This window comes from uncultured Devosia sp., assembly GCF_913055165.1.
In the GTDB taxonomy this organism is placed as follows: Bacteria; Pseudomonadota; Alphaproteobacteria; order Rhizobiales; family Devosiaceae; genus Devosia.
On sequence record NZ_CAJXJS010000012.1, the window covers coordinates 1 to 12476 of the forward strand.

12 protein-coding genes are annotated in these 12476 nt (G+C 60.9%); 5 read left to right on the forward strand and 7 right to left on the reverse strand.

Features of this window, described 5'->3' with window-relative positions; all coding sequences use genetic code 11:
* From QZ564_RS05990 to phnE (QZ564_RS06000), 3 genes are all read left to right on the forward strand, one after another.
* Positions 1 to 427, forward strand: a 427-nt coding sequence (locus tag QZ564_RS05990; protein WP_297106257.1) for a PhnD/SsuA/transferrin family substrate-binding protein, incomplete at its 5' end; no start/stop codon positions are given.
* Positions 427 to 1395 (forward strand): phosphonate ABC transporter, permease protein PhnE, encoded by a 969-nt coding sequence (gene phnE / locus QZ564_RS05995; protein WP_297106259.1) that lies wholly within the window; start codon positions 427 to 429, stop codon positions 1393 to 1395. The genes QZ564_RS05990 and phnE (QZ564_RS05995), both read left to right, overlap by 1 nt.
* 1 nt (position 1396) lies before the next feature.
* The gene (gene phnE / locus QZ564_RS06000) at positions 1397 to 2227 is read left to right on the forward strand and encodes a phosphonate ABC transporter, permease protein PhnE (protein ID WP_297106261.1); all 831 of its coding nucleotides are present in this window, start codon (positions 1397 to 1399) and stop codon (positions 2225 to 2227) included.
* A gap of 105 nt (positions 2228 to 2332) precedes the next feature.
* Here phnE (QZ564_RS06000) and QZ564_RS06005 read toward each other — a convergent pair whose 3' ends face one another.
* From QZ564_RS06005 to QZ564_RS06025, 5 genes are all read right to left on the reverse strand, one after another.
* Positions 2333 to 3388 (reverse strand): ABC transporter permease, encoded by a 1056-nt coding sequence (locus QZ564_RS06005; RefSeq protein ID WP_297106263.1) that lies wholly within the window; start codon positions 3386 to 3388, stop codon positions 2333 to 2335.
* A gap of 10 nt (positions 3389 to 3398) precedes the next feature.
* On the reverse strand, positions 3399 to 4913 hold the full coding sequence (locus QZ564_RS06010) for a sugar ABC transporter ATP-binding protein (protein ID WP_297106265.1): 1515 nt from the start codon (positions 4911 to 4913) through the stop codon (positions 3399 to 3401).
* Positions 4914 to 5018: 105 nt separating this feature from the next.
* Positions 5019 to 5966 carry a sugar-binding protein gene (locus QZ564_RS06015; RefSeq protein WP_297106267.1) on the reverse strand — a complete coding sequence of 316 codons (948 nt, stop codon included), beginning with the start codon at positions 5964 to 5966 and terminating at the stop codon, positions 5019 to 5021.
* Between the two features lie 168 nt (positions 5967 to 6134).
* Positions 6135 to 7109, reverse strand: a complete 975-nt coding sequence (locus QZ564_RS06020; RefSeq protein WP_297106270.1) for an NAD(P)-dependent oxidoreductase — start codon at positions 7107 to 7109, stop codon at positions 6135 to 6137.
* A gap of 60 nt (positions 7110 to 7169) precedes the next feature.
* Complete coding sequence (locus tag QZ564_RS06025) at positions 7170 to 8156, reverse strand: sugar-binding protein (RefSeq protein WP_297106272.1); 987 nt, start codon at positions 8154 to 8156, stop codon at positions 7170 to 7172.
* A 296-nt stretch (positions 8157 to 8452) separates the two neighbouring features.
* Between QZ564_RS06025 and QZ564_RS06030 the strand changes: the two genes are divergently transcribed.
* Together QZ564_RS06030 and QZ564_RS06035 are read left to right on the forward strand one after the other, a co-directional pair.
* Complete coding sequence (locus QZ564_RS06030) at positions 8453 to 9193, forward strand: ATP-binding cassette domain-containing protein (protein WP_297106274.1); 741 nt, start codon at positions 8453 to 8455, stop codon at positions 9191 to 9193.
* Between the two features lie 19 nt (positions 9194 to 9212).
* On the forward strand, positions 9213 to 10217 hold the full coding sequence (locus QZ564_RS06035) for an ABC transporter permease (RefSeq protein WP_297106276.1): 1005 nt from the start codon (positions 9213 to 9215) through the stop codon (positions 10215 to 10217).
* A gap of 30 nt (positions 10218 to 10247) precedes the next feature.
* Here QZ564_RS06035 and QZ564_RS06040 read toward each other — a convergent pair whose 3' ends face one another.
* Positions 10248 to 11273, reverse strand: coding sequence for a LacI family DNA-binding transcriptional regulator (locus QZ564_RS06040; protein ID WP_297106277.1), 1026 nt, complete (start codon positions 11271 to 11273; stop codon positions 10248 to 10250).
* A gap of 260 nt (positions 11274 to 11533) precedes the next feature.
* The gene (locus QZ564_RS06045) at positions 11534 to 12436 is read right to left on the reverse strand and encodes a sugar-binding protein (RefSeq protein WP_297106441.1); all 903 of its coding nucleotides are present in this window, start codon (positions 12434 to 12436) and stop codon (positions 11534 to 11536) included.
* Positions 12437 to 12476: the final 40 nt, after the last annotated feature.

Here is a 12476-nt window from a genome sequence, read left to right on the forward strand (position 1 = left end):
AGAGCTCAACACTTCGGCTGATGAATATTTCGGCGAAGTGGCCTTCTCGGGTGGTCACGAGCAGAGCGTGATGGCCTTGGTCAACGGCACGTTCGACGCGGTGGCCACCCATTGGCGCAACGAGACTGCCGGCAATATCCAGACCATGGAGGGCAAGGGCCTGATCGAGAAGGGCTCGACCCGCATCATCTGGAAGTCCCCGGTCATCCCGAACACCCCGGTGATGATGCTGACAACCCTGCCGCAGGAACTCCAGGATGAGTTCAAGGCCGTGCTGATGGCCTTCCCCGAAAAGGACCCGGAAGGCTTCGCGGAATATACCCGCGGCACCTCCAGCGGATATGTCGCCGCCACCCACGATGACTATCTCGACGTGATCGCCATAACCGAGTTCAACGCCGAACAACGCCGCAAGAACGGCAACTGATGTCCCTGCCTGCCGGTGCGCATTTCGCGCGCCGGCTCTTTTTCCGCGAGGCGCGCGTGTCCACCATCACCCAGACCAATGGCCGGCTGTCTTCGACCACGCGCGCAGAGCGCATCCATTCCTTCGAGGACCGTTACCGGCAGCAGCAGTTCACCCGCCGGAACTGGACCCTGCTCTATGGGGCACTTTTTCTCGCTGCCCTGATCGGTTCGGTTGCCGTCAGCGACTTCAGCATTCCGGGCCTCCTCAAAGGCCTGCCTATGGCCTGGAACTATATCGCCGGAACGCTCCCCTCGCTTTCGGTGGAGAATTTCTGGGCCGACTTGGCCGACTGGTACTGGGGCCTGCGTTTCTGGACCCGCCTGCTTGTAGAGACCATTCTGATGGGCTTTGTCGGAACGGTTTTGGGCGGTGCTGTCGCCTTGCTGCTGAGCTTTCCCGCTTCGCGCAATCTGGTTGAGAACACCGGCATTTATTTCATTGCGCGCCGCACTCTCGAATTCTTCCGAACCGTACCCGAACTGGTCTTTGCGCTGATATTCGTCTTCGCCTTTGGGCTGGGCCCCTTCGCCGGCGTCCTTGCCATCGCTGTGCACACGGCCGGTTCGCTCGGCAAGCTCTTTGCCGAGGTCAATGAGAATGTCGATCCGCGTCCAATCGAGGGGGTGCGCGCGTCCGGCGGTAACTGGCCCATGATCATGCGCCTGGGTGTGGTGCCGCAAGCTTTGCCGAACTATGCGAGCTACCTGCTGCTGCGCTTCGAGATCAATGTTCGCGGCGCTTCTGCGCTTGGTCTGGTTGGCGCCGGCGGTATCGGCGAAGACCTCTACGTTGCCATCCGGCAGTTCGAATACACCGATATCTCAGCGATCATGCTGCTGCTCATCCTCACTACTTCGGTGATCGATATTTCCTGTGAATCCATTCGCCATCGGCTCATCGGCCACAACCTGACGCAGAGCGCCTGACATGACCCTTGCCTCACACGCCGACGTCTCTCGCCTGAAGCGCACTCACCCGGGCATCTTCACCAAACCACCTTTGGAGCGTCTGCGCGACTGGTGCTTGTGGCTCGGGTTTCTCGGCGTAATGGGTTTTGGCCTGTGGTGGATCGATGCTTCGCCGCTGCGAGTCATCAATGGGCTGAACAAGCTGGGCCTGTTGGTTACCCTGATGATCCCGCCTTGGCCGGGCGATGGCTTCTGGGACTACTGTCTGGCTATGGCCGAGACCCTGGCAATGGCCTTTCTGGGTACGCTTATCGCCTTCGTTGTCGCCTTGCCACTCGGCTTTCTTGGCGCCAAGAACATCGTGCCCAATTGGCTGTTCCATTTCGGCCTGCGGCGGTTCTTCGACGCCTTTCGCGGCATTGACGGGCTGGTGTGGGCTCTAATCTTCGTGTCAGCGGTGGGTCTGGGGCCTTTTGCGGGTGTGCTGGCCATTGCGGTCGGCGATGTGATGGTCTTCGGGAAGCTCTTTGCCGAAGCAATCGAAAACGTCGACCGGAAACCGGTGGACGGCGTGCGCGCTTCAGGCGGTGCCGGGCTGCACGTGGTGCGGCTGGGTGTGTTCCCACAGGTGTTTCCGGTGATGATGAGCCATGTGCTCTATTTCTTCGAGTCCAACGTCCGGTCAGCAACGATCCTGGGCATCGTCGGCGCTGGCGGTATCGGCCTGCAATTGTCGGATCGCATCCGCATCAACAACTGGCAGGAAGCTGCCTTCATCATTCTGATGATCTTGGTGACCGTGGCTGCGATTGACGCCATCTCCCGTCGCATCCGGGCGAAGTTGATCTAGTGGATCGAGTCGATGCGGGCCGCTGAATTGGCCCTTTGCGCCGACTGCACTCCACCTGTTCCGAGACAACCTGACATCAATGGCAGGATACGGTTGGTTCCCCGGTCAGCTTGATCGGGGAACGCCATCAGGGCCGCCGCGCGGACCATCGACGGGTAGCCGTGTGTCCGAGGCAGTAGCTTCCTGGCCAAGCCCCTCCAGCGCCCGGGCGGCTCTGCGCCGTTCCCGGTAGCGGTTGAATTGCTGGTCCGCCAGGACGCCAACCAGGATGACTGCCCCCATCACGGCAAAGTTGAGCGACGAGGGAATACCGAGAAGGTTGACGAGGTTTTGCAGCTCTTGAAGCAGCACCGCGCCCAAGACCACGCCAATGATCGATCCCTCGCCGCCCCGGAGGGAAAACCCGCCAAGCACCGCTGCGGCGATGGCATAGAGCTCATAGAAATTGCCGTGCGAAGATGGCTGAACAGACTTGGTGAACATGGCGAAATAGACTGCGGCGACCGCAGCCAGCACTGCGCTGATCACATAGGCTCCAGTGATGACTGCGTCGGTCTTGACGCCGGAATAGCGCGCTGCATCCTCATTCTTGCCCACCGCATAAAGGTGGCGTCCGAACACCGACCGATGCAGTACCAGCCAGGCTACAATGGCCACCAGGATCATGGCCCAGAAGGCGTGGGGTACCCCAAAGGACCGGCCGATCGTCAGCCATTCCAGTTCGGGATAGCTGGCGCCGAAGGGGAAGCCTGCCGTCGCTTCACCGGTGTAGCCGCGGGCCACGCCACGATAAATAAGCAGGCCGCACAACGTCACCACAAATGGTTGCATCTTGAGCCGGGTGATCAGCAGGCCGTGAGCCAGTCCCATGGCCGCGCCAAGACAGATGGTAATGGCAATGGCCAGGGGCCAGGGGACGCCATACTTGCCTACCATGTCGACAAAGATCACGCCCAATAGGGCGATCATCGAACCCACCGAGAGGTCGATGCCGCCAGTCATGATGACAAAGCCCTGGCCGATCGCAAACAAGCCGAAAAGACCGATCAAATTGGCCGTGTTGCCCAGATTGATGGGGGACAGGAAGAGTGGGTTGCGCAGGTAGACGATTGCTCCCACGACGATGATCAGGACCGCCAGTCCCATGTCTTTCTTGTGCATAGTCCGTAACCTATTTTGCGCCGACGGCCAGCCGCAGGACGTTATGTTCCGAGAAATCCGACCGAGGCAGCATGCCGGCCACCCGGCCCTCCCTCAGCACCACGATGCGGTCGGACACACCGATGACTTCCTCCATGTCACTCGAGATCATCGCCACCCCGACGCCACTATCGGCCAGGGCGCGCATCAGGGCGTAGATTTCCGACTTGGCCCCAACGTCGATACCGCGTGTCGGCTCGTCAAAGATGATCAGGCGCGGTTGCATGGAGAGCCATTTGCCCAGGACAACCTTTTGCTGATTGCCACCGGACAGTTCGGCAGCGTTGCGCCTGACACTATCGGTCTTGATACCCAGCTTCAGGCGCTGGTCTTCGGCACGCTGGTCGATGGCCCGATCCGAGACCATGCCCAGATGCATGACCGCGCCCAGATCCGGCAGGGCAATGTTGTCCGAGATGGCACTTTCGAGCAGCAAGCCGGCCTGCTTGCGATCTTCGGGCACAAGATAGATGCCCGCGGCGATGGCCTGTCGTGGTGACGATACGGCGAACTCGCGACCGTCCAGCAGGACCTGGCCATCGATGACCTTTCCGATGCCGAAGATGGCTTCGGCCAGTTCGGTGCGTCCCGCACCAACCAGGCCGGCAATACCCACGATTTCGCCGGCGCAGATGTCGAGCGTGACGCTGGAGCGCGGATTGGACGCAATGCGGACATCGCGCAGCGCCAGGATCGGCTCGCCTCGTGGCTGTGCTGGCTCGACATAGAGCGACTTGAGATCGCGGCCGATCATCAGGCGGATCATTGCATCATGCGTGATCCCCTCGCGGCCCAAGGTGCCGGCGTTCCTGCCGTCGCGGAGACCAACAACGCGATCGGCACACTCTTCGACCTCGCCCAGACGGTGCGAGATGTAGATGACGGAGACACCGTGAGCCTTGAGATCGGCAATGACTTTCATCAGCGTCCGGGTTTCGGACAAGGTCAGTGACGAGGTCGGTTCATCCATGATGACGATGCGGGCGTCGATGGAGAGCGCCTTGGCAATTTCGAGAAGCTGCCGCTCCGCCAGGGAAAGCGAGGCGACCTGCGCCTCGGGACCAAAGCGGGCGCCGACACGCTTGAGCAGCGGAGCCGCTGCCCGGGACATGGCGGCAGAGTCGAGCAGGCCAAGCGAGGAGCGGATTTCGCGTCCAAGAAAGATGTTGGCAGCTACGCTGAGGTTGTCGAAAACATTGAGTTCTTGATGCACGAAGGCGATGCCGGCAGCCTGCGATTGCGCGACGTTCAGGCGGCTATAGGCCACGTTGTCGATGCTGATGTGCCCCGAGCTCGGCTCAATGACGCCACCGAGGATCTTCATGAGCGTCGATTTGCCGGCGCCATTTTCGCCGATTAGGGCGACGACTTCGCCGGGCCATATCTCCAGATGCACGGCTGAGAGTGCCACCACTCCAGGATAGACCTTGGAGATATTTTCCAGCCGCAGAAGTGGGGCAGGAGATGTTTGGTCCGTATCAGTCATCAAGTCCGCCTGCTCGGCTGGAGAGAGAATTCACTAGCGTTGGACGTGCCCGCACCGGGGCCTGGTACCGGCCAGGTCCCGATGCGGATGCGTTGGCTGGGAGGATTACCCGCCAATACGCGCCTTGAGTTCCGCCTCGAAGGCATCGACATTGGACTGATCGATGACCTTGGTGGGAACAATGATCAACTCATCCTCCGGGATGCCCGAAGTGTCACCTTCCAGATAGTCGGCCATCAGGTGCATGCCCTGGTAGCCCCACTGGTAGGGATCCTGCACAACGGTCCCCGCGAAACTCCCCTCACGCACCGCGCCCAGGGTGATCGGATCTTCGTCGAAGGCGATGACCGTGACCTGGCCCAACTTGCCCGCGGCCTGCAGGGCCTCATAGATCTTGGGCGGATTGTATGAGTAGAAACCGACCATGCAATTGATTTCCGGATTGGCGGCCAGCACGTCATCGACATTGGAGCGGGCGCGGGCAAAGTCGACATCGTCGCCGCGTACGTCCACAAGCTCGATGCCAGAGCCCTCGATGGCCTGACGGAAGCCGGCGATGCGTTCCACCGCGTTATCGGCGCCCAGGAAACCGACGAAACCCATGCATTTGCCGCCATCCGGCAGCGCCTTGACGGCGATCTCGCCTGCCTGGACACCTGCATCGGTGTTGGACGAGCCCAGATAGGCCAGGCGGTTGCTGTCAGGGGCATCGCTGTCGGTGGTGAACAGGGGGACCTGGGCGGCAATGCGATTGAATGCGTCCGTCGAGTTTTTCGGATCGGCGGAAGAAATCATGATCGCATCGGTGCCGGCGGCGACAAGGTCGTCCATCAGCGCGTTCTGCAGCGCGGCTGTGCCCTGAGCGGGATAGCGGAACTGCAGTTCGTAGTCGGGCAGTTCCTCTTGTGCCTTGGCGACGCCGGCTTCGGCCAGCTTCCAGAAGTCAGACGCGGCATTGACCACAAAGGCCAACTGGGGCTTGTCCTGAGCCATTGCCGGACCGGCCAGCATGGCCGCGAGAACGGCGAGTGAAGCAGCATTTGCAAGTTTCATAGCATCCTCCCATGACGGTCGTCCCTCGGACGTTGTCACCGACGATTTGATGTGCCGAATGACAAACCGCTGCCATTCGGCGGTAGATACCCGCCGTCAGATTTGCCCGTTCGCCCGGTGTACGGACAGCAAGCTCTGATGGTCGGATATTGGGTTTCGCATCATCGCCTATCCAGGATACCAGACGATGCGCGGATCATCGGGGGCGCGGTCATAGGTCCATGCCCGGTCGATGAGTTGTTTGAGGTCAACAAGCGGTTGCCAGCCCAAGAATAGCCGAGCCTTGGCATTGTCGAGCCAGTTGCTGTGAAAGGGCGTATCTATTTCGGCGGCCGACAACCCGCGTGTCGCGCGCAGGTGCTCGGCAACCTCGCCGTAGTCAACGGGCGCGTTCATCGAAATGTTGAACAGCTGTCCCTCTGCGGCGGCATTGTCGAGCGCCGACAGAATGGCGCTCACCAGATCGTCGACATGGATGAAGTTCCGTCTGAGCGGCATGCCGCGTACATCACGCAGCAATGGGATGGTTTCATTGCGGGCGTAGCTGGAGATTTGATCGGGTGCGAGCAGCTCCGTCCAGGACGGTCCGCCGAATTGCTCACGAAAGCTCAGTGCGTAGCGGAAGTCGTCCTTTTCCATGATCCAGGGTGCACGCAGACAGCACGTGTTGATGCCATACTGGATGCGATACTGCTCCAGCATGACTTCCTCGATCGCCTTGGTCAGCGCATAGCAGCCCGGATAGGCGCGGCGCGGGGACATTTCGGTGATCGGTTCGTCGTAGGGCTGCTGGATGTGGCCGACGGTGCAGTCCCCGCTAATCAGCAGGAACTGGTGGGCGCGAGGTGCCTTGCGAAAGGCCTCGAGCAGGTTGAACATACCCTTGACGCCGATATCGATGGCCAGTTTCGGCGACTCCTTGACCGACGCCATGTGAAGCACGTGCGTGACCCCGTCCATGGCGGATTCCATGGCGTCCGCATCGGAAATAGACGCCTGGACAATCTCAACGGACGGATCATCAATGATCCGGTTGTTGCAGATTGCTCTGATCTGCCAGTCAGCGAACCTGGGGTCTGCCCGAAACGCAGGCAGAAAGCTGGCACCCACCTTGCCGGTGATGCCGGTAACAAGCAGTCTCACGCCTGAACCTCTTTGTGAGTGGTCTGGGCGTGGCGAGTTGCGCCACGCCCCGTTGGTTGGCTACTGGGCGCAGAAGCCGGGCTCTTCGCGCGTGCAGACGTCCAGACCCGTGTAGATCGGGTCGTCGACCTGCTCGCCGTTGATGAGCTGGATCATCACGTCAGGCGAGCGCTGCCCCATTTCGAAAGGCCGCTGACCGATCTGGGCGTGGCTGCGGCCCTCGTTGAAGGCCTGCACCTGCGGCGGCAGTGTATCGCCTGCGACGATGATGAGGTCGTTGCTGGACAGCCGGTCCATGACCTGATCCGTGACCTGGGCGTAGGCCTGTGGGGCGAACTGCGCCCAGCCGCCAACCAGGATGAAGGCGTCCAGATCCGGATTTGCCGTGAAAACGTCGGCCATTTGCTGGTTGGCAAGGTCCGCCTGGTCATTGGTGAAGACAGGGCAGCCCTCGATCTCGGACCAGCCGGATTGGCCGGTGAGACGATCAGTACCTTCGGAGCCAGCAATTGTGTCGCGGAAACCAGCTGCGCGCGCATTGATGTTGTCCGCCGCTACGTTGCCCAGCTGCAGGCACACCGTGCCGCCATCGGGCTTGAGGCGCATCGCCTGTTCGGACATCATGACGCCCATCAGGTAGTTGTCCGTGCCCAGAAATGTCGCGCGGAGGTCCCGATCGGCTTCTGACAGATCGGCGTCGACGGTCATGACGGGGATGGATGGGGCGATCTCCCGCAGACGATTGGCCATCGCCGGCGCGTTGGACGGAGAGATGGCGATTGCTGCAACGCCGCGTGTGATCAGATCGTCAACGAGCTGCACCTGTCCGGCCTCGTCGGCGCTCGAGGCGGGTCCGGTGTAAAGGCATTCATACTCGGAGTCTGGGTTGTTGGCTGCCCAATCCTGGCAGCCGAGATTGATCTGTTCAAAGAACGGGTTGTCGAGACCTTTCACGACAATGGCCAAAGTCTGCTTGTCCTGGGCCTGAACCTGCGTGGCAGCGAGCGCGAGTGCAGCCGCCGCTATGGTGATCTGGTTGAGCTTCATTCGTTGATTTCCTCCCTCTGGATGTTCGGCATGGCGCCGCCGAACGGGCCGCCGCCCCGCCATGCTGTTGTGTGCAGGTGTCGCGCGGTCGCAGCGATAATATAAATCAAACCACTGGAGTGACTGATCATATTATGTGATAATATCAGCACCGGAATGGGATGCGCGTCAACCCACTTTGTGTTGCGGGTCGCAAGGCTGGGCATGAGGAAGGGGTTGCGGCGCTGTCGGAGGAACGGCGGACGCGACGTGACCCTTGCGGGAAGACGACGCATGCGAGGTAGAAAGGGAGGCGCATGAGCGCATTGAGACTGGACGGCGTGAGTAAGCACTTCGGTGCTATTCAGGCCCTGAATGACGTATCTCTGGCGATTGAGCCGGGTGAAGTTGTGGGATTGATGGGGGACAACGGGGCGGGCAAGTCGACCCTGGTCAAAGTCATTGCCGGCAATTTCGCTCCAACCAGCGGTGCGCTCTATGTGGGGGATCGAAAGGCGGAGTTTCACAAGCCACGCGACGCTCAGCGCGCCGGCATTGAGGTCGTCTATCAGGATCTCGCCCTGTGCAACAATCTATCGGCAGCGTCCAATGTGTTTCTGGGGCGGGAGCTGCTGCGCAAGATCGGGCCGCTGCGGCTCATTGATTATTCCGGCATGCACGCCAAGTCGGCGCAGCTCTTCGCTCGCCTCAAGTCCGAGACAAGGCCGCGCGATCTGGTGCATCGGATGTCCGGTGGACAGAGGCAGGCCGTAGCCATTGCGCGGACCCTGCTCACCGATGCGCGGATCGTGCTGATGGACGAGCCCACGGCGGCCATTTCCGTTCGTCAGGTCACAGAGGTGCTCAACCTCATTCGCAACCTGCGGGACCATGGAATCGCGGTGGTCCTGATCAGTCACCGCATGCCGGACGTTTTCGAAGTCGCGGACAAGATAGCGGTGCTGCGCCGTGGCCGGTTGGTTGCGAGCAAGCGCGCCGCCGAGTCGTCACCAGAAGAAGTGACCGGATTGATTACCGGGGCCATCGAGGCCGCCTGAACCGCCGAGGACAACACGAATGTCGACCAATTCAACACTTGATGAAATCATCGGCGCATCCGAACACAAGAGCCTGCTCGCCCGGCTGTCGAGCCGGCAAACCTTCTGGGTCTTTCTTGCGGCTGTGCTGGCCTGCCTGGCGCTGACCCTGCTCACCGATACCTTTGCCACCGAGAGGAACCTGTTCAACGTCTCCCGCAATTTCGCCTTTGTGGGAATCATAGCCATCGGCATGACAGCCGTGATCGCCTCCGGCGGCATCGATCTCTCGGTTGGGTCGACGGTCGTCCTTTCTGCCATGACGATCGCGGTGATCATGTCAGGCGGAATGCCGATATGGATTGGCATACCCGTTGCCCTGCTGGCTGCGGTGGCGGTGGGGCTGGTGAACGGCATATTGATCGCCTATGCGGGCATGCCCGCCTTCGTCGTGACGCTTGGCATGCTGTCACTGGCGCGAAGCCTGGCCATGGTGCTCTCCAACAACAAGATGATCTATGAATTTGGCCCGGATCACAGCTTGCTGCTGGGGCTCGGTGGAGGGTCCACCCTGGGCATGCCGAACCCGTTGATCGTTCTGGCTGTATTGGCCGTACTGACAGGCTTTGCCTTCCGGTGGACGCGCTGGGGCCAGCATCTGTTCGCCATGGGCGGCAATGAGCAGGCCGCCAAGCTGACCGGCATTGCGGTCAAGCCACTCAAGGTTTCGGTCTATGTGTTTTCAGCTTTTACGGCCGGTATCACCGGTATTCTGGAAGTGGGCTGGCTGGGTGGGGTGACCACCAATCTCGGTCAGGCCATGGAGCTGTCGGTAATCGCTGCGGCCGTGATTGGCGGCGCCAATCTGGCCGGCGGTGTTGGCACCGCGTTTGGGGCGGTGGTCGGGGCGCTGCTGATCGAGGTCATCCGCAACAGCCTGATCCTGCTCGGTATCAGCACCTTCTGGCAGGGCGCCTTTGTTGGCTCGTTCATCGTCATTGCCGTGGCGTTCGATCGCCTGCGCAGCGCACGCTCGTCCGAGTGAGGCCAGGCACGTTCGGGGCAGGGCGGTCGTTTACTCGGCCGCCCCCTCCAGCGCTGGCTGACGCGTGCCCAGCGTCGACTCGCGCTCGATCAATTCGCACTCGACCTTGATGCGCTTGGGACCTGTCGTCAGGCCATTGACTGCGTCCAGCAACAGTTCGGCCGCTGTCTGCCCCATTTCGTATTGGGGTAGCACCAGGGTGGTCAGCGGCGGGTGCAGGAAGCGCGCGATTTCGCGGTCGTCATATCCGATCACCGCAACATCATCAGGTATCTTCAGCCCAAGTTGCTTGAGCGCGTCGAAACAGCCCATGGCCATGAGATCGTTCGCGCAGAAGATGGCATCGGGCGGATTGTCCAGAGCCATGAGTTCGAGCGTCATCTGAAAACCTGACGAGGGCTCCCAGTTCCCGGGTTTGACCAGGTCCGGATCAAACAGGATGTCGTGCGATGTGAGGGCTTGCTTGTATCCCTTGAGGCGGTCCCGGGGATTATCCAGGCCGCGCTGCCCGTTGATCATGCCGATCCGTCTGCGACCCAGACCAATCAGGTGCTCGGTGGCGACCCTGCCGCCCAACAGGTCCGCCGGCAGCACTGAAGGCAGAACGCCGTTCTGGTCATAGCAGTTCACCAGAACGGCCTGATGTTCGGCAAAAGCGGCCGGCAGGTTGACCTGACGGGTCAGGATGGTGCCATAGATGATGCCCAAAATCGGCTGGTCGACCAGGTTCGTCAGAAGGCCCTCTTCGAATTCGGCATCGCCATGACTGACGGCCATGAGCACGTTCACACCATAGTCGAGTGCCTTGTCCCGGGCACCTTCGAAGGCAAGGGTCATCCACGGATCGGTGGATGCTTCGTCCGCGACAAACAGGATTGTCGCCTGGTCATTGCGGGCGGATTTTGGGCTGCGACGGACGAATTTATAGTTGAGCCTGTCAGCTGCTTCCATGACGCGCTTGCGGGTTTCGTCGCTCAGGCGGGCAAGCTTGCTGCCGTTCAGGACGAGGGAAACAGTGGCTTGTGAGACGCCTGCAGCCGATGCGACGTCCATCATTGTGGGTCGGCTACCGCGGGGGCGCTTCGAAGTGGACATGGCTCCGCTGAAAACTCCAATGCATGGCAGGCATTGCGAGCTTGGTGGATGGCAAATCCGAGAAAGTCAAGTTGGACGCCGTTGCTGTCGCGGTGGCTAATGGACAAAAAAGCCCCGCAGATGCGGGGCCAGTTGCCGGCCAAAAAATGCGACGTGATTGGCCTTTGGGAGATCCAGGAACAAGGGTTGTCCGGGGTGGCGGACCACCCCGGACATAAGGTTTAGTTCAGGAACTGATCGACGTTCTCCTGGGTGACGACGTCGTTGCCCGTGTAGATGATCTCGTCGACAGTCTCGCCATTCTTGATGGCAAGCAGCGTGTCCATGGCCTTCTGACCCATCTCATAGGGGCGCTGGCCGACGAGGCCATGTGCATAGCCTTCCTTGAGCAGTTCGAGCTGCTGGGGAAGGGTGTCCGCCACCACCAGAGCGAGTTCACCGCTGTCCACTTCCGCCTTGTACTGGTCGACAAAGTTCTTCCAGCCGTCGGGCGCGAACATGGGCCAGCCACCGACCGGCACGATGGCCGAGATATCCGGATTGGCGGTCTTGAGATCGCCCATCTGCTGCACGGCAAGGGCGATATCGTCGTTCGAGAAGGTCGGCGAACCGGGCACTTCGGTCCAGTTCGAACCGGCAAGGGCCTCACGCACGCCATCGACGCGCAGGGCCAGGTTCGGTGCGGCGGCTCCTCCGGAGATCATGCCATAGGTGCCACCATCGGGCGCCACCTGCAGCAGCAGCTTGCCCAAGTCTTCACCGAACAGCTTGTTGTCGGTGCCGACATAGGCGGTGCGGGTGCTGTCGGGGGCATCGGAATCGAAGGTGATAACAGCAATGCCAGCCTCAGTGGCACGGTCGATGACGGTGGTGGCGGCGGCAATGTCCGACACTGAAATGGCCAGACCGTCGACGCCCTGAGTGATCAGATCCTCGATGATCTGGGCCTGGGTGGTGGCTTCGTGCTCGACCGGGCCGATATAGAGGCAGGTCACATTGCCCAGTTCAGCGGCCCGGGCCTCGCAACCGTCGCGGGCCAGGTCAAAGAACGGATTGTTCATTGCCTTGGGCACGACAGCGAAGGTGTAGCTGTCCTGGGCAATGGCGGTACCGCCGAGGAACATGGTGGCGATCGTACCGAGCACGATTGCAGTTTTGGTCATA